26 protein-coding genes are annotated in these 24,840 nt (G+C 67.4%); 12 read left to right on the top strand and 14 right to left on the bottom strand.

Annotation, left to right across the window (positions count from 1 at the left end; translation table 11 throughout):
• Positions 1–24: 24 nt before the first annotated feature.
• Together ABQZ09_RS06165 and map are read left to right on the top strand one after the other, a co-directional pair.
• Entirely contained in the window at positions 25–252 is a 228-nt protein-coding gene (locus tag ABQZ09_RS06165; protein WP_039405934.1) for a ParD-like family protein, read from the top strand.
• The gene (map, locus tag ABQZ09_RS06170; RefSeq protein WP_349776412.1) at positions 249–1,025 is read left to right on the top strand and encodes a type I methionyl aminopeptidase; all 777 of its coding nucleotides are present in this window, start codon (positions 249–251) and stop codon (positions 1,023–1,025) included. Before ABQZ09_RS06165 ends, map begins: the two co-directional genes overlap by 4 nt.
• Before the next feature lie 56 nt (positions 1,026–1,081).
• Here map and ABQZ09_RS06175 read toward each other — a convergent pair whose 3' ends face one another.
• Positions 1,082–1,291, bottom strand: coding sequence for a hypothetical protein (locus ABQZ09_RS06175; RefSeq protein ID WP_184555718.1), 210 nt, complete (start codon positions 1,289–1,291; stop codon positions 1,082–1,084).
• Between the two features lie 327 nt (positions 1,292–1,618).
• Here ABQZ09_RS06175 and ABQZ09_RS06180 point away from each other — a divergent pair, with 327 nt between their 5' ends.
• From ABQZ09_RS06180 to ABQZ09_RS06190, 3 genes are all read left to right on the top strand, one after another.
• A complete protein-coding gene (locus ABQZ09_RS06180; RefSeq protein ID WP_349776413.1) occupies positions 1,619–1,789 on the top strand; it encodes a hypothetical protein in 171 nt (56 codons plus the stop codon).
• 283 nt (positions 1,790–2,072) lie between these two features.
• On the top strand, positions 2,073–2,303 hold the full coding sequence (locus ABQZ09_RS06185) for a DUF1653 domain-containing protein (protein ID WP_349776545.1): 231 nt from the start codon (positions 2,073–2,075) through the stop codon (positions 2,301–2,303).
• Positions 2,304–2,338: 35 nt separating this feature from the next.
• A complete protein-coding gene (locus ABQZ09_RS06190) occupies positions 2,339–2,671 on the top strand; it encodes a hypothetical protein (RefSeq protein WP_349776414.1) in 333 nt (110 codons plus the stop codon).
• Between the two features lie 51 nt (positions 2,672–2,722).
• Here ABQZ09_RS06190 and ABQZ09_RS06195 read toward each other — a convergent pair whose 3' ends face one another.
• The 5 genes from ABQZ09_RS06195 to ABQZ09_RS06215 all read right to left on the bottom strand — a co-directional run bounded on the left by ABQZ09_RS06195 (position 2,723) and on the right by ABQZ09_RS06215 (position 8,628).
• Positions 2,723–3,460 carry a DNA/RNA non-specific endonuclease gene (locus tag ABQZ09_RS06195; RefSeq protein WP_039405981.1) on the bottom strand — a complete coding sequence of 246 codons (738 nt, stop codon included), beginning with the start codon at positions 3,458–3,460 and terminating at the stop codon, positions 2,723–2,725.
• Between the two features lie 525 nt (positions 3,461–3,985).
• A complete protein-coding gene (locus tag ABQZ09_RS06200; protein WP_184555723.1) occupies positions 3,986–6,121 on the bottom strand; it encodes a methyl-accepting chemotaxis protein in 2,136 nt (711 codons plus the stop codon).
• Positions 6,118–6,546, bottom strand: coding sequence for a type 2 periplasmic-binding domain-containing protein (locus ABQZ09_RS06205; protein WP_349776415.1), 429 nt, complete (start codon positions 6,544–6,546; stop codon positions 6,118–6,120). Before ABQZ09_RS06205 ends, ABQZ09_RS06200 begins: the two co-directional genes overlap by 4 nt.
• Before the next feature lie 10 nt (positions 6,547–6,556).
• On the bottom strand, positions 6,557–7,726 hold the full coding sequence (locus tag ABQZ09_RS06210; RefSeq protein ID WP_039405915.1) for a hypothetical protein: 1,170 nt from the start codon (positions 7,724–7,726) through the stop codon (positions 6,557–6,559).
• Between the two features lie 488 nt (positions 7,727–8,214).
• The gene (locus ABQZ09_RS06215) at positions 8,215–8,628 is read right to left on the bottom strand and encodes a Rid family hydrolase (protein WP_349776416.1); all 414 of its coding nucleotides are present in this window, start codon (positions 8,626–8,628) and stop codon (positions 8,215–8,217) included.
• Between the two features lie 124 nt (positions 8,629–8,752).
• Between ABQZ09_RS06215 and ABQZ09_RS06220 the strand changes: the two genes are divergently transcribed.
• On the top strand, positions 8,753–9,679 hold the full coding sequence (locus ABQZ09_RS06220; RefSeq protein WP_503018596.1) for a LysR family transcriptional regulator: 927 nt from the start codon (positions 8,753–8,755) through the stop codon (positions 9,677–9,679).
• Positions 9,680–9,700: 21 nt separating this feature from the next.
• Here ABQZ09_RS06220 and ABQZ09_RS06225 read toward each other — a convergent pair whose 3' ends face one another.
• The gene (locus tag ABQZ09_RS06225) at positions 9,701–11,455 is read right to left on the bottom strand and encodes a M14 family metallopeptidase (protein ID WP_503018662.1); all 1,755 of its coding nucleotides are present in this window, start codon (positions 11,453–11,455) and stop codon (positions 9,701–9,703) included.
• A gap of 331 nt (positions 11,456–11,786) precedes the next feature.
• Between ABQZ09_RS06225 and ABQZ09_RS06230 the strand changes: the two genes are divergently transcribed.
• Genes ABQZ09_RS06230 through ABQZ09_RS06240 form a run of 3 tightly spaced genes read left to right on the top strand, consistent with a single transcriptional unit; the run spans position 11,787 to position 15,242 of the window.
• The gene (locus ABQZ09_RS06230) at positions 11,787–12,527 is read left to right on the top strand and encodes an ABC transporter ATP-binding protein (protein WP_039405979.1); all 741 of its coding nucleotides are present in this window, start codon (positions 11,787–11,789) and stop codon (positions 12,525–12,527) included.
• Between the two features lie 10 nt (positions 12,528–12,537).
• Positions 12,538–13,974 carry an ABC transporter permease gene (locus ABQZ09_RS06235; protein ID WP_349776418.1) on the top strand — a complete coding sequence of 479 codons (1,437 nt, stop codon included), beginning with the start codon at positions 12,538–12,540 and terminating at the stop codon, positions 13,972–13,974.
• Entirely contained in the window at positions 13,974–15,242 is a 1,269-nt protein-coding gene (locus ABQZ09_RS06240) for a DUF3526 domain-containing protein (protein ID WP_349776419.1), read from the top strand. The genes ABQZ09_RS06235 and ABQZ09_RS06240 overlap by 1 nt, the downstream gene beginning before the upstream one ends.
• A gap of 158 nt (positions 15,243–15,400) precedes the next feature.
• Here the strand turns inward: ABQZ09_RS06240 and ABQZ09_RS06245 are convergent, their stop codons facing one another.
• The 5 genes from ABQZ09_RS06245 to ABQZ09_RS06265 all read right to left on the bottom strand — a co-directional run bounded on the left by ABQZ09_RS06245 (position 15,401) and on the right by ABQZ09_RS06265 (position 21,586).
• Entirely contained in the window at positions 15,401–16,063 is a 663-nt protein-coding gene (locus ABQZ09_RS06245) for a DUF2894 domain-containing protein (protein WP_184555743.1), read from the bottom strand.
• Positions 16,060–16,734, bottom strand: coding sequence for an OmpA family protein (locus tag ABQZ09_RS06250; RefSeq protein WP_184555746.1), 675 nt, complete (start codon positions 16,732–16,734; stop codon positions 16,060–16,062). Before ABQZ09_RS06250 ends, ABQZ09_RS06245 begins: the two co-directional genes overlap by 4 nt.
• Complete coding sequence (locus tag ABQZ09_RS06255) at positions 16,731–19,388, bottom strand: DUF802 domain-containing protein (RefSeq protein WP_349776420.1); 2,658 nt, start codon at positions 19,386–19,388, stop codon at positions 16,731–16,733. Before ABQZ09_RS06255 ends, ABQZ09_RS06250 begins: the two co-directional genes overlap by 4 nt.
• 10 nt (positions 19,389–19,398) lie before the next feature.
• Entirely contained in the window at positions 19,399–20,136 is a 738-nt protein-coding gene (locus tag ABQZ09_RS06260) for a DUF3348 domain-containing protein (protein ID WP_039405885.1), read from the bottom strand.
• Between the two features lie 262 nt (positions 20,137–20,398).
• A complete protein-coding gene (locus ABQZ09_RS06265; RefSeq protein WP_349776421.1) occupies positions 20,399–21,586 on the bottom strand; it encodes an MFS transporter in 1,188 nt (395 codons plus the stop codon).
• Positions 21,587–21,689: 103 nt separating this feature from the next.
• Between ABQZ09_RS06265 and ABQZ09_RS06270 the strand changes: the two genes are divergently transcribed.
• From ABQZ09_RS06270 to ABQZ09_RS06280, 3 genes are all read left to right on the top strand, one after another.
• Positions 21,690–22,622: a LysR family transcriptional regulator gene (locus tag ABQZ09_RS06270; RefSeq protein WP_228314835.1), complete on the top strand. Its 933-nt coding sequence runs from the start codon at positions 21,690–21,692 to the stop codon at positions 22,620–22,622.
• A 165-nt stretch (positions 22,623–22,787) separates the two neighbouring features.
• Entirely contained in the window at positions 22,788–23,000 is a 213-nt protein-coding gene (locus ABQZ09_RS06275) for a hypothetical protein (protein ID WP_039405875.1), read from the top strand.
• A 288-nt stretch (positions 23,001–23,288) separates the two neighbouring features.
• Positions 23,289–23,606 carry a hypothetical protein gene (locus tag ABQZ09_RS06280; RefSeq protein WP_349776422.1) on the top strand — a complete coding sequence of 106 codons (318 nt, stop codon included), beginning with the start codon at positions 23,289–23,291 and terminating at the stop codon, positions 23,604–23,606.
• A gap of 390 nt (positions 23,607–23,996) precedes the next feature.
• Here the strand turns inward: ABQZ09_RS06280 and ABQZ09_RS06285 are convergent, their stop codons facing one another.
• Together ABQZ09_RS06285 and ABQZ09_RS06290 are read right to left on the bottom strand one after the other, a co-directional pair.
• On the bottom strand, positions 23,997–24,212 hold the full coding sequence (locus tag ABQZ09_RS06285) for a hypothetical protein (protein WP_184555762.1): 216 nt from the start codon (positions 24,210–24,212) through the stop codon (positions 23,997–23,999).
• Between the two features lie 9 nt (positions 24,213–24,221).
• The gene (locus ABQZ09_RS06290; protein WP_039405871.1) at positions 24,222–24,473 is read right to left on the bottom strand and encodes a YkgJ family cysteine cluster protein; all 252 of its coding nucleotides are present in this window, start codon (positions 24,471–24,473) and stop codon (positions 24,222–24,224) included.
• Between the last annotated feature and the right edge of the window lie 367 nt (positions 24,474–24,840).

Here is a 24,840-nt window from a genome sequence, read left to right on the forward strand (position 1 = left end):
ATATTCGCGATCAGGAGCTTACCAATGGGCATCGTCAATATCGACGACGATCTGCATGACCAACTGCGCCGCGCCTGTACGGTGAGCAGCCGGTCGATCAATGCGCAGGCCAATTTCTGGATCAAGGTCGGCATGCTGTGCGAGATGCATCCGGCGATGTCGTTCCAGGACATCGTGGCACAGGAGTTGCGCGCGGCAGGCGTGCGGCCACAGGCCTTGAAGCCGCAGGTTCTCAAGCCCGGACGGGCATGATCAAGCAACCGGAAGAGGTCGCAGCGATGGCCACGGCCGGCCAGCTGCTGGCGCAGGTGTTTCATGCGTTGGACCAGGTGCCGCTGGAAGGACGCAGCACGCTGGAACTCAATGCGCTGGTCGAGCGCATGATCGTGCAGGAGCTGGGTGCGCGGCCCGCCAGCAAGGGCCAATACGGCTTCGAGTACGTGCTCAACGCGTCGATCGACGATGTGGTCTGCCATGGTGTGCCATCGGCCGATGACGTGTTGCGCAGCGGGCAGATCGTCAACCTGGATATCACGCTGGAAAAGCACGGATTCATCGCCGATTCCAGCACTACCTATCTGGTGGGCGAGGTGTCCTATGCCGCCAGGCGGCTGGTGCATGCAGCGTACCGGGCGATGTGGAAGGGCATTGCCGCGGTGCGGCCGGGGGCGCGCGTGGGCGATATCGGGCATGCCATTGCCCGGCATGCGCGCGAGCACGGTTACAGCGTGGTCAAGGATTACTGCGGGCACGGCATCGGGCGGCAGATGCACGAAGAGCCGCAGATCCTGCATGACAGCCGCCCGGGCACCGGCCTGCCCCTGCAGGAGGGCATGGTGTTCACCATCGAGCCGATGATCAATCAGGGACGTGCGGCGATCCGCTCGCAGCCGGACCAGTGGCCGGTGTACACGCGCGACGGCAAGCTGTCGGCGCAGTTTGAACATACCGTGGCGGTCACGCACACCGGTGTGCGCGTGCTGACGTTACGGCCCGGCGAAACACCGCTGTGCCCGGTGGGGTGAGACCGCCGACCGCGCCAGGGCAGGTGGCCTCGGCCGGCGCGACCCGCCGTGCCTGATTACAGCGTGGTGGTGGTCTGCGCGTGGGCAGTCACGGCCACGTCGGCCGTTGGCGGGTGCGCGCTGTGGCTGCCCAGCAATGCCGAGAGCCGGCGATGGCAGTCGCGCAAGGCCAGGGCAGAGGCGGGCATGTCGCAGGCATCAAAGGTGCGTGCTTCCGCCTTCCAGGCGGCGAGCAGGTCTTCCAGGTCACGGCGCAAGCTCGGCATGGTGGGTGTCCCGATGAGTGTCCCCTCTCTACGCAGGCAGCTGACGCGCAGATGCAGGGCGGGCCTGCGGCGCGATGGCGCAGTTCAGCCGCGGACGCGTGCAGCCTGCCGACGCGTTGCGTTGCGTGGCGTGAGGCTGCGGCTGTCGTGACCGGTCAGGTGCGTCCGCCTGCTGGATGTGCGGGCATCGCCTGATGGCGCTAGTTTACCAGGCGGCTGCGTGTGACGGCCATGCGTGCCTGCGCGCTGCGTATGCGCACGGCACACGTCCACATCACGGCGGCAGGGGGAAGGTGGCTGCGCGGCCTTCTGCCGCAGGAGAGCAGCATGCGTACCCAAGACAGCGGCGCGACACGGATCGACGACCCCACCCCGCCCAATGGCGTCAAGGCGCCGGGCAAGAACGAAGACCTGCTGCAGGACGGCCCTGCCCAGGACAGCGAGATCGACGACGACGATGGCATCGAAGACGACGTCGACCAGGACGAAGACGAATAGGCACCGCAGACGTGGCTTCAGGTGCCGCGTCGCGGCATCCGGAGCCGCGTGCGTACTCGGTCCGGGAGCGCGCCTGCAGGTGCCGTGGATGCCTGCCCCGCTGGCGCCACGGCCGTCATGACTTCAATCGGCCATTTGGAACGAACATGCGGCACGGCTGCGGCGTCGCCTGACGATGCAGCGCATGCTGCGGGCGCACGACGATCGGCGCATGCGCGCCCGCCAGCTCGTCAGCAGTCGCTACCCGGCCTACACTCCACAGCCCTCGCTTGCGCTGACGACCATGCAGACACTGCCACCGCTACCGACCATTGCGCTGGGTGAATATCGCCACTTCAAGGGCGGCCACTACGAGGTGCTTGGCGTGGTGCGTTGCAGCGAGACGCTGGAACCGCTGGTGCTGTACCGGCCGTTGGACAACGACGTTGGCCTGTGGGTCAGGCCGTATGCGATGTTTCTGGAACAGGTGAACGTGGATGGCGCCATGCGCCCGCGCTTCGCACCGGTTGCCTGAGAAGACATGCCGACCGCCGTGTCCCGGACACTGCAATGAGCACGACCGACGCGCCGCTGCTGACGCCGGATGGGCGCTATCTCATCGTGCGTGGTCGGCTCTGGCGTACGGCCAATCCGCATCTAAGCGAAGATGCCCGTGCGGCGCTGGTAAGCGAGTTGATGGACGCGCGGCGCGCGGTCAAGGCGGCCAAACGCGCTGACGATGCACAGGCCCTGACGGCGGCACGTCGCCAGGTCGACGCCGCCAAGGTGGCCCTGGGAGAACGCGGCCCGGTGTGGTGGACCGACGGTGCCGACGATCTCAATCGGCATCTGGTCAGGAACACGCCCTACGCCGCATGGTTTGCCGCACGCGATGGCGCATGACCCAACCCGGCGCGTGCCGGGCTGGGTGCCGTGGCGTGGATGCAGGGCGGCTCAGCCCAGGTCGCAGTTGCTCGGCTGCGGCCAGGTGGTGGCAGGCAGCATGGCCTTGACGGCGGCCGGCGCGGTGATGCCGATGGTGCTGGCGCCGTACAGGTCTTCGAGCTCGTCGATGCTGACGATGTAGCTGTCCAGCGAGCCGAGATTTTCGCGATTGGGAATCAGCCAGCTGATGGCGCGCGTGCCGCCGCCCGGGTTGGCGGTGATGATGGTCTTCCAGAAGAAGTCCGGGGTACGGATACCGTGGCTGGCCAGGAAGTAGTCGTTGCTGGTGTCGCTGTAGATCACTCCGCCGTAGACCTGCACGCTGGCGATATCGCGGTAGCACTCGGCGACGTTTTCGGCGCGCACCCAGATGCCCTGGTTGAAGCTGGCCACCTGCGGCACGATGTTGGACATCAGGTTGGCGCGACGGATGTAGGTGGCGTTGTAGTCCATGTGGTTGGAGGTCACCAGATGGCCGCGGTCGTAGCCAGTGCGCACGCTGGCGTAGGAGGCGGTGGAGGTCTGGCCGGCGCAGCCGCTGGGCAGCTCGGTGTCCAGATTGAAGCCGGACGGGCGCGCGGCCGAGCCGGTATCGGCCTGCAGCACGTATTCGTAGCGCAGCGTGGTGTGGTTGGTACAGTCGTAACGCAGCGTGTAACCGCCTTTGTTGAGCGTGACGACCTGTGCCTGGGCAACGGCACTGAACGCAGTAAGAAGCACAACGGCAAACAGGGTCCTGAAACGCATGCGGCAAATCTCCTTCGAATCGGTCGGACGCACGACGCCGCCGCCGATATGCGAGGAGCAGACCGACGTGATGCGCAGTGCGCTGAGAGAGGTCAATGGCTCGCCCGTCCCCTAGCGAGCGCGACAGCTATCGCATGCCAATGTTGCTTGCTTGTGACGAACGTGACAACACACCTGCGCCAGGCGCGCCGCAGCGCCAGGCTGTGACGGACTTGGCATCTACTGACGTGCCGGGATGGGTGCAACAGCGCGATGCTGCCGGTCATTGCGCAGCTGCCGCGCAGGCGGCTGACGTCGTGTCACGTCGAATGGCGTAGGCACTAACCGGCGCCGTGCTCCCGCGCCGCGCCTGCCCGCAGCGCCTGCGCGACGCACTTGCCAAACGCTCCCTCAGGTCACGCAGCTCTGGTCGCCGCGGTCGCCGCGCGGTCGTCATCCGGCGCAAAAAAAACCCCCTGCTGCATTGATGCAGCAGGGGGTCGTTGACGATCCAGCGAAACGATCCGCACGGCGGATCGCGATCTGCTATGCGACTTCTTCGAGCGCGCGTTCTTGTTGGGTTGCCGCGTCCAGCTGGAACAATGACACCAGCTGGGTGAGGGTGCTGGACTGCTTTTCCATCGCGCGGGCGGCGGCCATGGCCTCTTCCACCAATGCCGCGTTCTGCTGGGTGGTTTCGTCCATCTGGATGACGGTCTGATTGACCTGCTCGATGCCGGCGGACTGCTCGCTGGAGGCGGCAGTGATCTGCCCCATGATGTCGGTGACGCGATTCACGCTGGCCACGATCTCGGTCATGGTGGTGCCGGCCTTGTGCACCAGCGCCGAGCCTTCGGCGACCTTGCCCACCGAGGCGTCGATCAGCTCCTTGATCTCCTTGGCGGCACCGGAGGAGCGCTGTGCCAGCGTGCGCACTTCGCTGGCCACCACCGCGAAGCCACGGCCCTGTTCGCCGGCGCGCGCCGCTTCCACCGCCGCGTTCAAGGCCAGGATGTTGGTCTGGAAGGCAATGCCATCGATGACGGAGATGATCTCGGCGATCTTCTTCGACGACGCTTCGATGCCGCTCATCGTGCCGACCACCTGGCTCACCACCTCGCCGCCCTTCGACGCCACGCCGGCAGCGCTACGTGCCAGTTCGTTGGCCTGATGCGCGTGTTCGGCGTTCTGCTTGACGGTGGAGGTGAGTTCTTCCATCGAGGCAGCGGTTTCTTCCAGGTTGGCTGCCTGCTGCTCAGTGCGTCGCGACAGGTCCTGATTGCCGGCGGCAATCTCGCCGGCAGCGGTATCGATTTCCGCCGACGACTGCTGGATGCGCGCGACGATGTCGGTCAGGCGCTCCACCGTGGTGTTGGCATCGTCGCGCATGCGGGCGAACACACCGGCAAAGTTGCCGTGCATGCGCGTGGTCAGGTCGCCGTTGGCGATCGCCTGCAGCACCTGCGACAACGCACCCAAGCTCTTGTCGGAGGTGCTCATCAGGTGGTTGAGGTCCACCACGATCTGGCGGAAGTCGTACTCGAACGCGGTCTCGTCGCCACGCGCGCTGAAGTCGCCCGCCGCAGCGGCCGCCGCCAGGCGCTTGATCTCGCCATTGATCGACAGCAGGCTGGCCCGCACATCGTTGATCGACTGGCTGATCACCGCCTTCTCGCCCGGCAATGCCTCCAGTTGCTGCGACAGGTCGCCGGCCGCATAGCGCTCGGTCAATGCCACGATCTGCATGGTGACCGCGATATGGCTGGACACCAGCGTGTTGCTGGCGCGCACCATGGTGCCGAACTCGCCGGGGAACTCCTGCTCGGCGATGCGGTGGCTGACGATGCCGGCCTCGTGCTTGTCGCCCATGTCGGTCTGCGCCTGGATCACGCGACGCAGCTGGCGCTGCATGCTCTCCATGGCCTGCAACAGCTGGCCGACCTCGTCATTGCGGTCGATCGAGATGGCGTTGTCCAGCCGGCCCGACGACACCGCATGCGCAATGCCCACCGCGCGGTTGAGCGGCTGGGTGATGGCTCGCGCCACGATCCAGCCGAACGCGATGCACACCACCGCGCCGATCAGGCCCAGCAGCAGGCCGGTCATGCTGGCGGTGACCGAACTGTCCACTGCTTCCTGCACGGTGCCGCGAAAGCGCGCATCGGCGCGCTTCTGCATGGCGGTGAGGGTGGTGCGATAGGTTTCCAGCGCCGGCGCCATGGCGCTCATCTGCGCGGCATCGGGTTCACGTTGCTCCACGAACGCCGCAGCCACGCCATGCGCCAGGCTGTAGTACTGATCGAACTGCTTGCCCAGGCGTGCCAGTTCCTGCGCGTTGGCCGGGTCGGATTTTTGCAGTTTCACGTAGGAGCTGTGGATGTCGTCGGCCACCGGTTTGGTGGCCGCCAACATGTCCGCATCGCCTGCGGCGGCCGCGCCATTGAGCCCGCTGATGAGCTTGTCCAGCGCTGCCACATTGCGCGTCATCGCGTCGAGCATCGGGAAATGCACGTCGCGCACCGCTTCCAGGCGGTCATTGTTGCGATGGAACACCAGCGTGCTGAAAGCCACATAGCCCGATAGGCAAATGATTGCCACCGCTGCCGGCATCAGGATTTTCCAGAACAACGGTAGCGACAGAATGCGTCTCATGAGAGGGCTCTCGAGCAGGTGGCGGGTCACGGCTTCAGGACGACCTTGACGCTGGCGTCCACGGCTGCGGCACTGATGTAGCCGATTGCGCCGGGCGTGGCCGCCACGGCCTTCTTGACCGCGTCGTTGCCGCTGACGCGCTTGGGGCGTTGCGCCTTGCCGGTGAACATCAGCTGCGACCAGTACGACTTCAGCTGCGCCGCATCGCGGGAGGCAACCTTCTTGTAGAACTCATCGCGCGTGGCGGCGCCTTCTTCCTGGTCGATCGGTACCGCTGCGCCGCCGCCGGGCAGACTGTTGGACTTGGCCAGAAAGATCTGCGAGACCTGCGCCGCGCTCAGGCTGTCCGGGCCGCCCTTGGCCGCCATCACCACCACCACATCGGCGTTGGCCGAGAACGCAACCAGCAACAACAGCGCAAGCGCGCAGCCTGCGGAATACTTGGAAAGTTTCATGGGGGCTCTCTTAGAACACGAAGTCGACGGACGCCGACAGCAGGTTGTAGCTGCCGCCCGGACGGAAGCCCGGCTGGATGTTGTTCAACGAGCCGAACGAGCCGGCGTTGTTGTTGATATGGCTGGCCTGCAGCTTGAACGCCATACTCTCGCGCGCATCCCAACGCAGCGAGGCGGTGACGCTGTGACGGCCGCTTTCGGCCTGCGCCAGCGCACGGGTCATGATGCCGACCGGGTCCTGGCCCGGGGCGATGCTCGAGGCCTTGCGATCGACGCTGCCGAAGGTGACCGATGGGGTCAGCGTGCCGAACCGGCCGCCGACGCTGAGGTAACCGGAGGTGGTCTTGCCGTTGAGCGAGGGCGAGTAATCGGCCTGGATCACTTCGGTGCGCAGGAACCAGTTGCCCGGGTCGTAGGCGTAGCCCACGCTGGCGAAGCTGCCATCCACATCGTAGGTTGTCAGGCGATTGGCCAGCGCCGGATTGATGCGCTGGTAGGCGGTGAACAGGCGGTCCAGCGATGGCGTGTCGAAGGTGCTGGTGCCGACGATGTAGCCGGCACGGAAAGTCGATGCGCCCGATTCCAGGCCGATGGCCAACCCGCGCAGCGCGTCTACGTCGGCCTTCTTGGAATCGATGCGGCCATAGAAGCCCTGCACGCTGACCACGCTTTGGCCAACGTTGACGGTGTACACGCCTTCGATGCCGTCCATCGGCAGCAGGTAGTTGTAGACCTCATACGGCGGGCGCACCCACGGGGTGGCATAGCCCACGCGCTGGTACTCGGAGAGCATGTACAACGGCGCGGTGATGCGGCCCAGACGTGCGGCGAACTGCGGGCCAAACTGGTACTTCACGTGGGCCAGGGTCACCTTGGGCGCGTAGTCGGCGCGCTCGGCGTATTCGCTGGTCACCTGCAGCACGCCGGTGAAGTTGTCGGTGAAGTTGGCATTGACCTGGCCGGCGATGCGCGAGTCCGGGCGGGCGGAGGTGGAGTGGCTTGCGCCAACGCCTTCCACGGTCTGGATGTCGGGCGTGAAGTCGGCCTGATCCTCCGTCGAGTGCACCACGCCCAGCGTGCCGAAGCCGCTGAAGGAAAACATCGAGTCCTCCTGCGCGTAGGCGCAGGTCGACGAGGCCAGGGCGATGGCGCCACTGAGCAGTTTGACGGTCAGGTTCATTGCGGTCTCGCTAAGAAGATGATGGACGCCGCGCCAGGAGCGCAGCGGGCAGAACGGTGATGCGCGTCGCGTCGCGCTGATCCCCGGTAGCGGCCGCCTATGGCATCGCTTTAGCGAGTTTTTTACGAATTTAAGAAACGGTTAATTCGCAGGAGACATTACGGAAATGAACGATAGTCCGGCGCTATCGGAATGCCCGGATTACCCAATCGCCGGGGTGATTGGACGTTTTTGTCCGGCACCGCTTCGACGTTGAGCAGATCCAACAGCGCAGCAGAATTGAAGATCGCAGGCGCGCCACGCTACCAGGCATGGCGCCTGAGCGTGCTGGGCTGACGCACACGACAACGCCACGCGTGGGCGTGGCATTGTCGTGTGATGGCCAACCACCGGGAGTCATCCGCGTCGCCGGCATCGTCGCGGTCACCCGCTTGGGGCTCGACGGCCATCGGCTGCTTGCCATCATGGCGTGGGAGCCCACGCCGGGATCAGGCCGCCGACGCGTGATCGGTCGCCGGCAATTTGACGACCACCTTGATCTCGAACCGGAAGCCGGCCAGCCAGGTCACCCCCACGGCGGTGACGGTGGGGTAGGGGGCCGGGCCCCAGTAATCGGCCCACCGGTTCCAGGCAGCGTCGAACACCACCTCGGGATCGACCATGAACAAGGTGACATCCACCACGTCCTGCGAGGTGCAGCCGGCCGCGCTGAGGATGGCGTCGAGATTGCTGAAGGCGCGCGCGATCTCCGCGTCCAGGTCAGGCTCGGGCGACCCGTCTTCGCGGCTGCCGACCTGGCCGGCGACGAACAGCAGGCCGTCGGTGCGTACCGCCGGCGAATAGCGATGGCGCTCATACAGGGCGTGGCGGCCCGGCGGTAAAACAACGTCACGTGTGGCCATGGAGGTCTCCTTCGAAGTGCGACAGAACGGACCTCCACCCTAAACGCGTGGCCGCGCGCGATAAATCCGCAGCCTTGACCAACACTGTTTGTAGAATCCAAACAATCTGGGTGCGGGAGTGGCGATGGATCGGTTCGATGCGATGCAGGCGTTTGCGCGCGTGGTGGAGGCCGGCAGTTTCACCAAGGCCGCAGACACGCTGCACATGAGCCGGGCCAGTGTCACCCAGCTGGTGCAGCAGCTCGAAGCGCGCCTGCGGGTGACCCTGCTCCACCGCACCACGCGCCGGGTGCAGGTGACCGCCGATGGCGCGGCCTACTATGACCGCGTGGTGCGTCTGCTGGCCGACATGGACGACGCGGAAACCAGCCTGTCCGATGCCTCGACACTGCCGCGCGGGCGCCTGCGCGTGGATGTGCCCAGCCCGTTGGCGCGGCTGATCCTGATGCCGGCGGTGCCGGCCTTTCATGCGCGCTATCCGGATATCCAGCTGGACATGGGTGTCAGCGACCGTCGCGTGGACCTGATGGGCGAGAACGTGGATTGCGTGATACGCGGGGGCACCATCACCGACCAGTCGTTGATCGCGCGCCACGTGGCCGACCTGCAGGCCGGCGTCTACGCCGCGCCCGCGTATCTGCAGCGGCTGGGCATGCCCACCCACCCGTCCGAGCTGGAAAACACCCGGCATCGCTGCGTCGGCTTCATGCGCTGGGGCACTACCACGACGGTTCCCTATGTGATGCAGCGGGGCGACGACGCGGTGCGCGTCCACGGGCGGCACGTTGTGGCCGCCGACGATGGCAATGCGTATCTCGCCGCCGGCCTGGCAGGAATGGGCGTGCTGTGGCTGCCGGTGTACATGGCCAACGCGCATGTCGCCAGCGGCGAGCTGGTGCCGATCTTTCAGGACTGGCAGCTGGAAGCGATGCCGTTGTCGATCGCCTTCCCGCCCAACCGCCACGTCAGCGCCAAGCTGCGGGTGTTCATCGATTGGGTGATTGCGCTGATGGCCGAGCATGCGCCGCCGATGACGCCCGCTCTGCGATAAGCGCTGCGCATAAGCGCGACGCTATTGCGTCACTTCGCGCCGCACCGGATACCGCCAGCCAGTGATCGCCGCGTAGGGTGAGCGTGCGTAGATCCACTGCAGTCGCGCATCGCCATCTGTGCGGAATGCAGCATCGCTGGCCAGCTTGTGCTCGAATTCGCGGCGTAATGCGGCGTCGCTGCGCAACAGGCGTTCGGTAAAGTCCACCAGCTCGGCGCCGTATAGCCCGCTGTCGGGGCTGCCGGCGTTGCGGAAGCGTCCGCTGGCCAGCAGGGAATCGCTGCTGAGCGGCTCCAGCAATGCGGCGGCCAACATGCGCATCGGTTGATCGGCGGGCACGCGGATGCTGCCGGCAGGAAAGAGCTCGTCCACGCTGCCTGTGCGCGCGACCTGCTTGCCGGTGGCGTCGGTATTGGTATTGGTGTTGGTGATGCGAATCTGCTGCACCGTGTGCTGGCGCGGCTGCTGCAGACGTTCGTACTGGATGCCATGCGTGTCGAGCAACGCAAGCACGTCGTCGTAGCCGGGGGGAATCCACCAGGCCACCGGATACTGCACCGCCTGCGTCTGGCGGTAACCGATCACCGGCATCGTCCAGGTTTCATCGCGGCCTTCCCAGCGCAATTCCTGCCGGCCGGAGACCGGCGACAGGGCGCGGGTATACGTCACGCCCTTGAACGCGATGTGGTCGATCGGCTGCGGCAGGCGTTCCCAGGCCACCATCAATTCCTGCGGACGTGCGGCACGATCGGCCCTCTTGGCGGCAGCGATCTTGGTTGCATCGCGACCGACCAGGCGCAGCGCTTCTTCGAGCAGGACGTAGTCGCCGAGCACGCGCTGTCGGTACGACTTCAGTCGGTGGTTTTCCACCAGCACGGTGGGAATGCCGGCGAAATCGCCGTAGCCGGTGGAATAACGCGGGCCTTCCGGCGAATAGCGCAGGCCAGAGCGCGGCGCATCTTCGTCGATCAGGCTGGGGTAGATCGCAGGTGTGTGGCCCTGGTTGCGCAGCGCGGCGTTGACGGCCGGCGTGAAGCGTTGCTGTAGCCAGCCGGCAGTGGCGCGCGAACGTGCATATGTGCCCCAGCCGGCGAAGGTAAAGGTGATGTCGTATTGATGATCGAGCCCGCCGCTGACATGCAGGTCGATGTACAGCGCGGGGTCCAGTGCATGCAGCAGCGTCACCACCGCCCGCGTTTCGGGCGATTCCAGGGCCAGATAATCGCGATTGAGGTTGATGCCACGCGGTGTGGTGTTCCAGCCCATCTGTTGCGGGCCACGCAATGCGGCACCGACCAGCGGGCCGCGTTGTTCGTGGCCGTCGCTGTTGAGGATGGGCACGAACACGAAGTCCACCGCATCCAGTAGATCGTCCTTGCCGCGTTGGGCGATGTCGCGCAGCAGCATCAGCCCGGCGTCCTTGCCATCGATCTCGCCGCCATGGATGCCGGCCTGCGCCAGCACCACCGGTTTGCCCGGCGTGCCCTTGCGCGCGCGGACCAGCAGCAGGTCGCGCCCTTCGGCGGTCTTGCCGAACACTTCCAGCGACAACAACGGCGAGGCCGCGACCAGGCGCTGCAACCACGCACGCGTTTCTTCGTAGCTGGGCGTGCTGACGAAATCGCTGCGCTCGGCCGGCGTGATCCACGGATCGGCTGGACCGGCGATCAACGCCTCGCTCGCCCCATGCCAGGCGCGCACCGGCGGCAACAGGGCAGTGGTTTCCAGTGGCTGTGCGCCAAGCGACGCGGCAGCAAGACATGCGGCCGCGAGCAGGCAGGCAGAGGCGGTACGTGTCGCGCGGTGAAAGCCGGGGCGCGGGGAGCAGGGCGAGGCGAGGCGGTGACCGGCGTGCGTGGAGTCGGGGCAGGTGCGTGGATCGGAACTCATGTGGCGTGTGCAATCTCGTGTGGAGGTGGTGACCGTGATGTGCCTGATGAAGGCAGTGGCCGTGCGCTCTGCCGCAAGTGTCTGGGTGACGGGTACTGCACTGGCCGCAACGGTCGGCTGCAGCCTGCGCAAGGCCGTGCGGGCGTCGCGCGCGGCCGGGCATCTTAGGCTTGAGTCGGCAATGTGATAACGTATCATTTTACTCATGATCGGCACGATGTCCCCATCCCCACAGCCAGCGCCAGCGATCTCGATCGACAACCTGCACGTCGCCTACCGCGGACGTGCCGTGCTGCAAGGCCTCACGCTTCAGGTCGCCGCCGGCAGCGTCTACGCCTTGCTCGGTGGCAACGGTGCCGGCAAGTCCTCGACCTTGTCTGCCTTGCTGGGCTTTGTGAAGCCCGCATCGGGAACGCTGCTGGTGGATGGTGTCGACCCGGTGTCCGCGCCCGGCAAGGCACGTGCGCGGCTGGCCTATCTGCCGGAAAACGTGGCGCTCTATGAGCATCTCAGTGCCATGGAAAACGCCGACTACCTGCTCGCGCTGGCCGGGCAGCGCTGCGCTCACGCCGCGATCGGCCAGGCATTTGCCGCCGCTGGTCTGCAGCGCGAGGCCTGGACGCAACGTTTGGCCGGGTTCTCCAAGGGCATGCGCCAGAAGGTGGCCATCGCCGTCGCCAGCTTGCGCCAGGTGCCGGTGTTGCTGCTGGATGAGCCCACCTCCGGGCTGGATCCGCGCGCCATTGCCGACTTCAACCGCCTGGTCGGCGGCGTGCGCGAACGTGGCGGTGCGGTGTTGATGGTCACGCACGATCTGCTCGGCGCGGTCGACGTTGCAGACCGCATCGGTTTTCTCGAAGACGGGCGCATTGCCGAACAGATCGGCGCCGGCGACAGCGGGTTCGATGTGCGCTCCCTGCATGCGCGCTTTGCGCGTCCGCAGGATCATGCTGCATGAGCCGCCGCGCATGAGGGCTGTGTGGTTGGTCGCCCGCGAAGAACTGCGCTTCATGGCACGCAATCGCTCCGCCGCCATCGGCGTGGTGTTGCTGATGCTGCTGACGCTGGCGGCCACGCTGACTGCCGCGCATCACCAGCGCCAGGTCACCGAGTTCCGCGCGCGTCAGCAACAGGCCGCGCAGCAGGCCTTCGAGGCCCAGCCGGACCGGCATCCGCATCGCGTGGTGCATTACGGCCACTTCATCTATCGCCCGTTGCCGGCGCTGGCCGCCTTTGATGCGGGCGTGGATGCGTTCACCGGCAACAGCATGTTCCTGGAAGGCCATCGCCAGAACACCGCCAACTTCGGCGACGTGCGTCAGAGCTCGTTGCTGGTGCGGTTCGGCCAACTGACCCCGGCGTTCGTGTTGCAGGTACTGGCGCCGTTGCTGCTGGTGTTCCTGGGCTATGGCGCGGTGGCGCGCGAACAGGACGCCGGCACGCTGCGCGTGTTGCTGTTGCAGGGCGCCACGCGCCGGCAACTGCTTGGCGGCAAATATCTGGCATTGGCTGCGGTGGCCGGGGCCTGCCTGCTGCCGGCGCTGGTCGGCCTGATACCGATTGCCCTGGTGCCCGGCCAGGCCGGGCCGGTGGCGCTGCTGGTGCTGGCGTATGCGGCGTATCTGCTGGTGTGGTGCGCGTTGGTGCTGGCGGTCTCGATGCTGTGCCGGCGCGGGCGCGATGCGCTGCTGGTGGCGCTGGCGCTGTGGGTGTGGCTGGCCGTGCTGGTGCCGCGGGTGGCACCGGATGTGGCCAGCGCGGCGTACCGGCTGCCCACGCGGCTGGAAACCGATGTGGCCATCCAGCGCGATCTGCGCACGCTCGGCGACAGCCATAACCCGGATGACCCGTACTTTGCGCAGTTCAAGCAGCAGGTACTGCGCCGCTACGGTGTCCAGCGCGTGGAAGACCTGCCGGTCAATTACAAGGGCCTGCTCGCACTGGAAGGCGAGCGGCTCAGCGCCAGCCTGTTCGAACGCTACGCCGCGCGCGATGCCCGCATCCAGCAGGACCAGAACCTGCTGGTGCGCAGCTTCGCGGCGCTGAGCCCGACGGTGGCGCTGCGCGAGGTGTCGATGGCGTTGGCACGCACCGATCTGCGCGCGCACGAGCACTTTCTGGCGCAGGCCGAGCGCTATCGCTACACGCTGGTGCAACAGCTTAACCAGTTGCAGGCCGATGCGGTGCGCATGGCCGACGACACCGCGCAGGATGCCGGTGCCGACCGGCGCAAGCGCATTTCCGCAGCGCACTGGCATGCGATTCCGGTATTCGCGTTCGTGCCGGCGTCCAACGATGAGGTGATCGGCGCGGCGCGCATCCCGCTGGGACTGATCGGGGCCTGGTTGCTGGCGGGGCTGTGCATGCTGGTCGTCGCCGGCCGACGTGTGGGAGTGACGCGCTGATGCTGCTGTGGAAATACGAACTGCTGTTGCTGCTGCGCGCGCGCGCAGCAGCGGCCGGCCTGGTGCTGCTTGCGCTGCTGACCGTGTGCAGCCTGCTGTCCGGGCAGCACGTCATCGCTGCGCAGCGCGCCAACATCGCACGCATTGCAGCGCTGCAGCAGGAAGACACTGCGGCGGTGGCCGCCTATGTCGCACGCAGCAACGATGCCGGCAGCGCGGCTTACTACAGTTTTCACCCGACCTGGGATGCGCCCGCGCCGCTGGCATTCGCTGCGGTGGGCATGCGCGATGTGGCGCCGTACATCCTGCGCGTGCGCGCGCTGGGGCTGGAGGCGCAGATCTACGATGGCGACAGTTACAACCCGGAGCTGGCGCTGGCCGGCCGCTTCGACTACGCGTTCGTGCTGGTGTTCCTGCTGCCGCTGTTCGTGATTGCGCTGCTGTTCGACCTGCGCTCCGGGGAGCGCGAGGCCGGGCGCGCGCGCATGCTGGCGGCCCTGCCGGGTGCCGGCGCCAGGGTGTGGATGCGGCGGGTGACGGTGCGTGCATTGGCGGTACTGCTGTGCCTGGCCGTGCCGTTCGTCATTGCCGCCAGCGTCAACGGCGTACCGCTGCTGCAGCAACTGGCCGTGTTGGCGCTGACCTGCGCGTACCTGCTGTTCTGGGTACTGCTGGCGGTGGTGGTGGGCCGCCTGCGCTGGCGGCCCGCCGCGCATGCCACGGCACTGGCCACCTGCTGGGTGCTGCTGGCCCTGGTGGCACCGGCGCTGGCGCATGTGGCGATCAACGAGGCGGTGCCGGTCACCCAGGGCACCGAGATCGCACGATTGCAGCGCGAGGCGGTCAACCATGCCTGGGATATCCCGCGCCAGGCCACCATGCAGCGCTTCTACGCGCGCAACCCGCAGTGGGCCGATTCGGCGCCGTTGACCGACGCCTTCCACTACAAGTGGTATTTCGCCTTCCACGAAAACGGCGACCAGCAGGTGGCCACGCAGGTGGCCGCGTACCGCCAGGGGCTGGTGCGTCGCGAAGCGCTCGCGCAGCGTGCCGCCATGGTGCTGCCGCCGGTGGCGCTGCAGGCCGCGTTGACGCGGCTGGCGCAGACCGACCTGCGTGCACAACTGGCCTACCAGGACCGCATCCGTGCCTACCATCAGCGGTTGCGCACGTTCTACTACGGTTACCTGTTCCGCGACCGCCCGTTTACGCGCGCGGACTTCGAGCGCGCGCCGCGCTTCGATGTCATCGCCGAGCCGGCGTCGTAGGACCATGCCGCGTTGCACGCGCTGTGCAGCGCGGTGTTGGCGGAGCCTGCCGCAGGCTGCATGGTGGCGGGCAGTGCGCGCAGGATGAACACCCGGTGCCGGCCGTGCTCGATGAACAAGCGGATCGCCCACCACGGGTTGCCGCACCGCGCACTAACTTACGCCGGGCTGCGCCGCTTGGTGGTGCCGCTGCGGCTGCGCTTCCTGGGGGCTGGCAGCGGCGCGGCGGCGTCATCGGCCAGCACGCCGCCGCTTTGCATCTGCTCCAGCCACGACAGCGCATCCACATAGCCGAGGAAGTGCTGCAGATAGCCGGGCGAGCATTCACGCATCAGGGTGATGCAGCGGTGCACCAGCACGCTGGAATTGAGCGGGCCGGCGTCCTTGGGCGCATCCTGCAGCGACTGCCGCACCTGGCTGGCAGTGCGCACGGTGGTCCAGGTACGGCGGAAATCGTCCAGCGCCGGCAGTTCCGGGAACAGCTCCGCATCGGGCGCTGCGGTCTTTCTGCTGTCCACCTCCATCAAGGCGGCATGGCCTGCCAGCTGGTCGGTCACTGCGCGCAGGGCAGTGCGTTGCAAGGCACCTGGATCGGCAGGGCCGGTGGCACGACGACGCGCCGCATCCTTCAGCGTGGCCGCATACGCATCGACCAATGCAGCCAGCCTGTCTTCCAGCACCGCACGCACCGCATCGGCCTGCGTCTGCGCGCGTGCGGCCAATGCCTGCATCAGATGGAAGCGCACCGGGTCAAGCTGGTCGGCACCCTCATTGCGCCAGCGCACCAGCCGCGCGTAGGCGGATGTCGCCGAGGTGGTCATCGCGTGGCCGGTGCCGGTGCCGGCGCTGTGGACGAGGGCGCACGCGCGGTCGAGGGGCGTGCGATCGGTGCGATTTCCACGCGGCGGTTCCTGGCGCGGCGCGCTTCGTCGGCGTTGGAGTCCACCGGTTGCTGCGCGCCGAACGCGGCGGCGAACACCGAGGCGGCCGGCACACCGTCGGCGATCAGCGCCCGGGTCACGGTGAGCGCGCGCTGCGCAGACAGTTCCCAGTTGTCGGCATAGCGGCGGTTGCCGCCCAGTACCGGGCGGTCGTCGGTGAAGCCGCTGACCATCAGGATCTCTTCGCGGGCGCGCAGGTACTGCGCCAACGGGGCGGCAAGCGACTTCAGGACCTCGCGGCCGTCCGGCTGCAATTCATCGGAGTTGAACGCAAACAGCACGTTGCCGCGAATGCCGATGCGGCCATCCACCAGCGTCACGCGTCCGGCGGCCAGCGGCGCGGCCAGCGCCTGTTCCAGCGTCTTGCGGCGCTGCGCTTCGGCCTGGCGCTGCCTGACCTCCTGGTCCAGGCGGCTGGACAGCTGCAGCTGCACGCCGATCACGCCGACCAGGATCAGCACGAACGCGCCCAGCAGCACCGACATCAGGTCGCCGAAGGCGGCCCAGATCGGCGTGCCGGACTCGCCGTCGCTTTCGATCTCGTCGCTCATGCCGGCTCCGCTGCGCCGGCATCGCTGCGGCGGCCGTCGAGCTGACGCAGTTCTTCGATGATCTGCTTCTGCGACAGCATGCTGAGGTCCACCACCTCACGCGCCTGCGCCACGTAGTACGCCAGCTGGTCATCGCTGCGCGCGAGCGAGGCATCCAGTGCGGTGGCCACGTGCTGCAGGCGCTCGTTGAGCTCGCCGGTGGCGCCGCTGAACAGCTGCACCGCCACGCCGAAGGCTTCGCCCAGGCTGGCGACTTCCACTGCGCTGCCGCTGACGTGCGCGGCCACTGCGCCGAGCTTGCCGGTTTCGCTGCCGATCTGCTCGGTGAGCTGGGTGCCCACCCGTTGCAGCAGGTCTGCCGAGGTGGTGACCAGCGCGTCCACGGCCTGGCGTTGTTCGGTGGAAGCGTGATTGACCGCGTCGAGCAAGGTGTCCAGCGTGGCCAGCAGGCGGGTGCGTTCTTCCAGCATGGCGGTGTCGCGCACCATGCTGTCGGACAGGTTCTGGCGCAGCTCGGCCACCACGTCGGCGGCGGCCTTGGGTGCTTCGGCGGCGATCTGCATCAGGCGCGAGACCTCGCTGATGGTGGCGCTGGCCTGTGCCTGCGCCTGCGTGGACAGCTCGCTGGCGGTGCTGGCCAGGGTGTCGCAGATGGCCTGCTGTTGCCGGGTGACGCGCTCGCCGGTCTGTTCCCATTGCGCGGTGAGCGTGGCGCTCATCGCGGTGAAGCGCTCGCTCCACAGGGCAAGACGCTGCGCATCGCGCGCTTCCAGCGCGGCCTGCAGATCGCCATGCGCGTGCTGCAAGGTGCCCACCAGCGATGCGGCCTGTGCGTCGAAGCTGGCGGTGGCGGCGGCCAGTGCGGCCTGGTGCTGGGTGGCCAGCGCAGCGCTGGCCTGCTGCTGCTGTGCCAGTGCGTCCGTCCATGCGGTGGCGGCCTCGCTGCTGGACTGGTCCATGCGCGTGGCCACCGCATCGACCAGGGCGCCGGAGCGCGCCTGGAAGGTACTGGCGAACTCGGTCAATGCATGTTGCAGGTCCTGCGTGAGCGCGTGGTTGCTGCGCTGCTGCTCGGTCACCGCAGCGGTCCAGCTGGCCGCGGCCGCGGCCGTGCTGGTCTCGAACCCGCTGTTCAAGCCCTCCAGCTGCTGCTGCACGGCCTGCTGCACGCCGTCCTGCAGAGCGCTGGTCTGGCGGGCCAGCTGTTCCAGCGTGGCCTGCAGCTGGGTGCTGAGCGATTGGGTGGCGCGCTGTTGTTCGGCAAGCACCGTGGCCCAGTGCGCTGCGGTGGCGGCATGGCTGCGTGCAAGGCCATCGTCGAGTGCGCTCAGTTGCTGCTGCACCGCGCGGGTGACGCTGTCCTGCACGGCGCTGCTGCGCTCATCGACCTGCGCCAGCAGCGCCTGCATTTGTTCCGTGAGTGCCTGCTGCGCGCGCTCCTGCGCGGCCAGGGCGGCCTGCCACTGGTCGGCGGCGGTGCGTGCGCTGTCCTGGAAGCCGGCGCTGAGTCCGTGCAACTGCTGCTGCACGGCCGTGCTCACGCCTTCCTGCACGGCGGTGCTGTGGTGGGCGACCTGCTCCAGGGTGTCCTGCAGCTGGGTGTGGAGCGCGCGCTGCGCCTGTTCCTGCGCGGCAAGCGCACTGGCCCAGTGGCTGGCCGCACTGCTCGCACTGCGATCGAAGCCGCTGCTGATGCCGTCCAGCTGCTGCTGCACGGACTGGGTCAGGCGTTCGTGCAGCGCGGCGGTGTCGCGCGCAATGCCGGCCATGGTGGCTTCCATCGCCGGCTGCAATGCCGCGCCGACCGCGCGCGCGCTGTCGGCAACGCCGGCCTGCAGCGACTGTTCCATCGACGTGGCCAGCCGCGTGTACGCCGCCTCGGTTCTGGCATGGAACTCGGCCTGGTGCGCGGCCAGGCGTTGGTCGGCTGCGATGCTGTGCTGCTCGATGCTGCTCATCAGCGCCTGCATCCGGTCGATCAGGGCCGGCATCAACGCGCTCTGCTGCTGCTGCAGCTTGAACACTTCATCACGCTGGTGCGCTTCCGAATGCGGATGCAGTTCGGCGGCGATCTTCAGGTCCAGCCGCTGCACCGCCTGCAGGCGCTCGCGCCGGCACAGCGCCGACAACAGGCCCAGCATGGCCGAGCTGGCGACGCCGGCGATGGAGGTGCCGAATGCAAACGCCAGGCCTTCCACCGGCGCGGCCAGCGAGCCGCGGATGGCCTGCAGGTCGGTGGCGCTCTGCAGGGCAAAGCCGGTGCCCTTGAGCGTGGCCATCATGCCGAGCAGGGTGCCGAGCATGCCCAGCAGCACTAGCAGGCCCACCAGGTACGGGGTCAGCACGGGCGCCGGCAACGCCACGCGCGCGCCCTGGATGCGCAGACGCACCGCATTGCGCAGGCTCGGGTGCAGCTGCGCCAGCCACGCATCCAGTGCCGACGGCGCGGCGGTCAGCCCGGACACCGCGGTGTCCAGCGTGGCGCTGGCCTGGCGATAGCGATACAGCTCCAGCGCGCCGGCCAGATAGCAGGCACCGATCACCGCGGCGATGCAGGCGCCCAGCGGATTGGAGCCCAGATAGCCGAACCCGACCCAGCAAACCGCCAACAGGCCGACGAGAAACACACACACGTGTACAAGAGTTTTGAACATGACGTCCCAGTTAGCGGGTACGAAGCGCTGCAAGCAGGCCTTCGATCGGGTGAAAACGAACATCCAGTTCGGCGAGCAACACGCTCTGCATGTCCTTGCGAAAAACGTCCAGCCAGCCATCGGACACCGCGCGCGCGGCGGCCTGGTCATCGCCTGGCGGGTGATGCGCCTGCGCGGCATGGCGCAGGCGTTCGAAATGCGCGCCGAGCAGGCTGGGCACGGTGTTCAACAGGGTCTGCTCGCGCGGGCTCAGGGTCAGCTCCATCACCGCATCCACTTCGGCCAGCCGTGCCATTTCACTGGAGACCAGCGTCAGCAGGTCGCGCAGCCGCCCGCGCAGATCGCCGGTGGCGGTGCGCATGGCGCGCTGCATGGCCAGGTAATGCTGCCGGAACGGGGCATAGTCGGGCACCGGCGGCGCCGCGCCCGCCTCGGTGGCAGCACGTGCTTCGGTGCGCAAACGTGCCACCAGCGCATCCAGATCCGCCACGCTGCTGGTTGCCAGACCGGCGCGCACGCGGGCGCAGGCGTCGGCATCGAGCGGGCGCGGCTCGGGCAGGTCATCGGTGTCGGGCAGCTTGCCATCCAGCGCCTTGGACACGGCCACTGCGCGCGTCCAGTCGATCCATTGGCTCAGCCGGTCGGCCAGCGCGTGGTTGGACTGGGCGACGCGGACGTCGCTGAGGCGTGCGAGCAGGCGAATGAACGCCGGGCCCGAGAGGGGCGCCCGTGGAGCAGCTTTCGCCATTGTTCCGGTCAAAGACCGCGCATTTTACACGGGAATGCGCGCGCCACAGCCGCCGCGCCCAGGCCCACGCTGCCTGGGCTGGCGGCATTCAGCAGCGGCTGGCGTGCAGTGCTGTCAGGGGGCGCTGCGGGGCAGCTCCAGGTCGCCGGGCGCGCAGGTGGCGGGGCACCTGCGCGCCACCTGCGCCGATCAGCGCGTCACCCGCTGCCATGGGCGCGCGTGCCACCTGATGGCCCGGGCGCAGCCTTGCCACAGACGCCACTCACCGCCGGGCGCGGTGCACCAACGGAATCAGCACCACCCCCAGCGCGGCGACCGCCGCGGCGACGTAGCCGATGCTGCCCAGGCCCCAGGCCGGAATCGCCAGCCCGCCGATGATGGCGCCGACGCCGATGCCGGCATTGGCAGCGGACACGTTGGTGGTGCCGGCCAGTGCCTGCGAATGGCTGACCGACTGCATCACCCGCACCTGGCTGATCGGAAACAGCGCGGTATACGCAATGCCCCAGACCGCCAGGGTCAGACAGAGCAGCACGCCAGTGCCCGCCACCGGCACGCACAACGCCATGCCCAACGCGAGCAACAGCAGGAACACCGCCGTGGCGCGCAGCGGTGAGCGGTCCACCACCCGGCCACCCAACCAATTGCCGATCAGGCCGACCGCACCGAACCCCATCAGCCACCAGCCGACGTTTGCCGCCGGCACGCCCACGTTGCGTTCGAGCAGGTCGGCCAGATAGGTGTAGGCGGTGAACATGGCGGTGAACACCACCACCGACAACGCCACATTGGCCAGGAAGAAGCGCTCGGTGAAGATCCCGGCCTGCTGGCGCAGGTTGACCCGCTCGGTGCGCGCCACCGTCGGCATCCACAGCGCCAACGCGGCGGCCATCGCCAGCGACAGCGCCGCCAGACTCCAGAACGCGCCGCGCCAGCCGATGCTGTTGGCCGCCACCGTGCCCAGCGGGATGCCGAACAGCAGCGCCGCCGAAATGCCCAGATACACCCGCGACACCGCTTGCCCGGCCTGTTGCGGGCCGGCCAGTTGCCCGGCGGTGTCGCTGGCAGTGCCCCAGAACACCGGCAATGCCAGCGCCGGAAGAAAGCGCGCGACCGCCAGCACCCAGATGTTGGGCGCCAGCGCAGCCACGGCGTTGGACACCGCGAACACCAGCAGGATCGCCACGAACAGGCGCCTGCGGTCCAGGTGCGACAGCCAGGCGGTCAGCGGCGGGCCGGACAGCATCACCGTGAAGGCGAACAACGTCACCAGCTGGCCGGCAGCGGAGATCGAGATGCCCATGTCGCGCGCCAGGCCGGGCAGCAGACCGACGATCAGGTACTCGGTGGTAACGATCACGAATGCGGCAAACGCCAGGATGAAGATCGCCAGCCCGCTGCGCCCGGTGGCGGCGGGGCTGGTCGCTGGAAGCGAATGGAGAGCAGGCATGGCATCGGCCGGAATGGGGGCTGGCCATAGTAGGGGAGAACTAAAGTCGTATATCGGGAGTATTTTCCGTACATTACGGATTCAATTTCTTTAATAGGTCAACATGCATCCTTCCGAACGCGTCAAGGGCATCGACGTCTTCGTCGGCGCTGCCGACGCCGGCAGCTTCACCGCCGCTGCCGAGCGCCTCAGCCTGACCAGCTCAGCGGTCGGCAAGGCGATTGCCCGGCTGGAGGCGCGCCTGGGCGTGCGCCTGTTCGCACGGACCACCCGGCGGCTGGAGCTGACCGATGCCGGCGCGGCGTTCTATCGGGTGTGCGTCAAGGTGCTCGACGAACTGGAGGAGGCCGAGCACGTGCTGCGCGCCGAGGGCCAGGCCCCCACCGGCCGGTTGCGGCTGGATGTGCCGGTGAGCTTTGGCCGGCGCAAGGTGCTGCCGGTGCTGTTGCCGTTCTTTCAGCAGCATCCCGGCCTGCAGCCGAGCCTGTCGTTTACCGACCGCTTCGTCGACATGGCCGAGGAGGGCATCGACGTGGCCGTGCGGATCGGCGGGCCGGAGCAGTGGCCCGGCAGCCTGGGCCACCGCTATCTCGGCCACGAAACCTACGTGTTCTGCGCGGCGCCGCAGTATCTGGCGCAGCGCGGCACGCCGCAGCGCATCGACGAGGTGGTGAACCACGCGGCGGTGATCTACGCCAAGGCCGACGGCAGCAGCAGCCCCTGGCTGCTACGCCACGGCGAAGGGCCGGTGGAGCAACGGCCGATGCACGGACGCGTGGTGTTGGGCAATGCCGAGGCACAGGTGGATGCGGTGGCCGCCGGCCTGGGCATCGCCCAATTGCCGACCTGGCTGATCGATGACCATCTGCAGCGCGGCAGTCTGGTCACGGTGCTGCCGCAGTGCGATACCGATGGCCTGCCGCTGCATCTGGTGTGGATGCGCGCACGGCAGTTGCTGCCCAAGGTGAGCCGCTTGCTGGAATGTCTGGAGCAGGGACTGCGCGGCGCCACCCGAGCGGCACGCATGCATACCTGAGCCGCGGCCGATGGCGTGGCGCATGGGAGGTTCCGCTACGACGGTGGCGTCGGCCGCGCTGCCTGACCGATTCAGCGCCGCCCGCCCGGTCGTCTGGCTGACCCGGTTCTGTCAAATGAACGGGTATAAGCTGCGGGCCGGGGAATTCCCCAGCGAGGTGACGCAATGGACCACTCCGACATGCAGGTGTCCGATCTGCTGGTCTTGGAGCTGCAAGGGTTCCATGCTGCCTACGGCAGCGGCCCGGACTTCTGGGATGCGTACCAGCGCATCATGGGCATCGCGGCGCAGGCTGGCGGCAACCTGATCGACCTGGCCAACGAAATGGCCTCCCTGGCACAAGGGCTGGGCGCGATCGATCACGCGCAGTTGCTGTAACCGCCTGGCGCCGCGCGTCGCCTGCGTTGTGCCACTTGATCGACCGATCCGGGCAGGCCATCACTGAATTTTTCTGCCGTGTTCACGCACGTCTGCTGCGCCCGTTTTTATCGTAGTGCCGTCGATGGCATCACGTGGTCTGGTTCGATCACGCAGTGCCGATCGGGGCGCCATCGGGCGATGCGCTGAGTGTGAGGCTGCACACGGAGGTGTTGCAGTCCCCCGCAATGGCGCCCCCAACACCCGTGCCGGATGCGGACGTCCGGCACCTCGTTGAGGAGCTTGGTTGTGAATGAAGCAGGAGAAGGCGTGCGGGTGCATCTGGTTGGCGGGCCGCATGACGGGCAGATGCTGTGCGGCGCCACGCTCCCCGAGCTTGCGCTGCCGCAAGGCTACCGGATGGCACCCTGGCCGGGCGGGCAGACGGGCATCCACTGGCACGGTGAGTTCAATCTGGCCAGTGCACACGAGTCGCTGGCAGCCGAGCAGCTGTGTGATGCATTGAATGCGCGGTGGCGGCATTACCTGGCGACGCGGCGGCAGCAGGCGGCTGTGTCGCGCGGCGGCGATGTAAACAGCGGCTGTGCAGACGCTGCGCTTGCGTAAGGCCCGCTGATCGACCAGGGGTGATGGCGTGATGTGATGGATCGGCGCGCGCAGCCTGCGCTTCGAGGGCGCGATGCATGTCTGTCATGCCGCGCTTCGGACGCCCGACATTGCGCTGGCGCGCCTGGTGAGGCATTCGGGGGCAACAATGGCGGCCTCACCGACATGCCTGTATTCACGCCTTCCACCTGCAACGCACACGCGCACCGGCTACGGCGCAGTACCTATTCGCAGGATGAGTCAGTGGGCCCTCAAACAGGCCCTAGCGTTGAAGACCCTAGCGTTGGAGCCACAATGCAGCGTGGCGAGCTGCCCCCCCGCACGTGATCCAACGCAGGTCTATTCCGTGCAGCGCAGCGAAATGCCCACTGCCTATGCCCCGACGCAACTTTATTCCACGTCAGCGCCCGACTTGACCGGTGTCGCCGGTGTCGCGGCCGACGCACCGCGCGTCTTTTCGCGCCGCAGCGGGGTATCGCCCAGGCGTTCGATCGCGCCGCCGGATTGCTGGAAGGCTTCCAGATCCGCAGCCAGGCGCTGTTCGGACAGGCGCGGCTTGCCGGGTTGATTGCTGACGGTCATCGACTGGCGGCGGGAGTTATTCATCGCGAATCCTCATGCGTTGTAGAGCGTCAAGGGGATGCCCCGCCGGCGTTGATCGTCGTAGGTGGCACGCACGTCGCGGCAATACGGGCCGGACATGACGAAACGCCGGCAGATGGCCGGTCGCGTGTCGTAGATCGAGCAGCACATCCGCGCCGCATCGATCGCCACGCACCACCCTTCTTCATCGCGCGCCATCACGTGCCAGCCTTCCGGTGTCACGCTGGTCAGGTGGTTGGGGATGCGGTCGGATGGATCGACCATGACGGTGAGCCGGCAACAGACGGCGTCGCAGCGTTCGCAGAGATTCTTGATGGGGAGGCCAGAGAGAATGAGGGCGGCGCCGGGCGTCAGGCGCACTGGCACCATACACCTTGGGCGCGCCAGGATGTGAACCTGCGCCTGGTGCCGCGCGTGTCAGGCGGCAGCGACGCCGGGCAAGAACGCAACGTCAGGGACACATCGCCCCATTCAGCGTGCCGCACATTGGGGATTGCTGCGTCCATCGCGATCTCGGCAAATATATTGGCGATGCACCGTTGCCGCCCGTTCGTGCTGGTCATGCCGTCTGTCACACAGAAGCCGAAACGCACACTGCGGCGGCGTTGCCAACGGTTGCCTTTGTCGCGCC

Source organism: Xanthomonas sp. WHRI 6106 (assembly GCF_040202405.1).
GTDB classification, from domain to species: domain Bacteria; phylum Pseudomonadota; class Gammaproteobacteria; order Xanthomonadales; family Xanthomonadaceae; genus Xanthomonas; species Xanthomonas cannabis.

What these genes read in the sequence shown, in the direction of transcription:
- ABQZ09_RS06165 (WP_039405934.1), top strand. Translation starts at nt 25, where the DNA reads ATGGGCATCGTCAATATCGACGACGATCTGCATGACCAACTGCGCCGC.
- map (WP_349776412.1), top strand. Translation starts at nt 249, where the DNA reads ATGATCAAGCAACCGGAAGAGGTCGCAGCGATGGCCACGGCCGGCCAG.
- ABQZ09_RS06175 (WP_184555718.1), bottom strand. Translation starts at nt 1,291, where the DNA reads ATGCCGAGCTTGCGCCGTGACCTGGAAGACCTGCTCGCCGCCTGGAAG.
- ABQZ09_RS06180 (WP_349776413.1), top strand. Translation starts at nt 1,619, where the DNA reads ATGCGTACCCAAGACAGCGGCGCGACACGGATCGACGACCCCACCCCG.
- ABQZ09_RS06185 (WP_349776545.1), top strand. Translation starts at nt 2,073, where the DNA reads ATGCAGACACTGCCACCGCTACCGACCATTGCGCTGGGTGAATATCGC.
- ABQZ09_RS06190 (WP_349776414.1), top strand. Translation starts at nt 2,339, where the DNA reads ATGAGCACGACCGACGCGCCGCTGCTGACGCCGGATGGGCGCTATCTC.
- ABQZ09_RS06195 (WP_039405981.1), bottom strand. Translation starts at nt 3,460, where the DNA reads ATGCGTTTCAGGACCCTGTTTGCCGTTGTGCTTCTTACTGCGTTCAGT.
- ABQZ09_RS06205 (WP_349776415.1), bottom strand. Translation starts at nt 6,546, where the DNA reads ATGAAACTTTCCAAGTATTCCGCAGGCTGCGCGCTTGCGCTGTTGTTG.
- ABQZ09_RS06210 (WP_039405915.1), bottom strand. Translation starts at nt 7,726, where the DNA reads ATGAACCTGACCGTCAAACTGCTCAGTGGCGCCATCGCCCTGGCCTCG.
- ABQZ09_RS06215 (WP_349776416.1), bottom strand. Translation starts at nt 8,628, where the DNA reads ATGGCCACACGTGACGTTGTTTTACCGCCGGGCCGCCACGCCCTGTAT.
- ABQZ09_RS06220 (WP_503018596.1), top strand. Translation starts at nt 8,753, where the DNA reads ATGGATCGGTTCGATGCGATGCAGGCGTTTGCGCGCGTGGTGGAGGCC.
- ABQZ09_RS06230 (WP_039405979.1), top strand. Translation starts at nt 11,787, where the DNA reads ATGTCCCCATCCCCACAGCCAGCGCCAGCGATCTCGATCGACAACCTG.
- ABQZ09_RS06235 (WP_349776418.1), top strand. Translation starts at nt 12,538, where the DNA reads ATGAGGGCTGTGTGGTTGGTCGCCCGCGAAGAACTGCGCTTCATGGCA.
- ABQZ09_RS06240 (WP_349776419.1), top strand. Translation starts at nt 13,974, where the DNA reads ATGCTGCTGTGGAAATACGAACTGCTGTTGCTGCTGCGCGCGCGCGCA.
- ABQZ09_RS06245 (WP_184555743.1), bottom strand. Translation starts at nt 16,063, where the DNA reads ATGACCACCTCGGCGACATCCGCCTACGCGCGGCTGGTGCGCTGGCGC.
- ABQZ09_RS06250 (WP_184555746.1), bottom strand. Translation starts at nt 16,734, where the DNA reads ATGAGCGACGAGATCGAAAGCGACGGCGAGTCCGGCACGCCGATCTGG.
- ABQZ09_RS06255 (WP_349776420.1), bottom strand. Translation starts at nt 19,388, where the DNA reads ATGTTCAAAACTCTTGTACACGTGTGTGTGTTTCTCGTCGGCCTGTTG.
- ABQZ09_RS06260 (WP_039405885.1), bottom strand. Translation starts at nt 20,136, where the DNA reads ATGGCGAAAGCTGCTCCACGGGCGCCCCTCTCGGGCCCGGCGTTCATT.
- ABQZ09_RS06265 (WP_349776421.1), bottom strand. Translation starts at nt 21,586, where the DNA reads ATGCCTGCTCTCCATTCGCTTCCAGCGACCAGCCCCGCCGCCACCGGG.
- ABQZ09_RS06270 (WP_228314835.1), top strand. Translation starts at nt 21,690, where the DNA reads ATGCATCCTTCCGAACGCGTCAAGGGCATCGACGTCTTCGTCGGCGCT.
- ABQZ09_RS06275 (WP_039405875.1), top strand. Translation starts at nt 22,788, where the DNA reads ATGGACCACTCCGACATGCAGGTGTCCGATCTGCTGGTCTTGGAGCTG.
- ABQZ09_RS06285 (WP_184555762.1), bottom strand. Translation starts at nt 24,212, where the DNA reads ATGAATAACTCCCGCCGCCAGTCGATGACCGTCAGCAATCAACCCGGC.
- ABQZ09_RS06290 (WP_039405871.1), bottom strand. Translation starts at nt 24,473, where the DNA reads ATGGTCGATCCATCCGACCGCATCCCCAACCACCTGACCAGCGTGACA.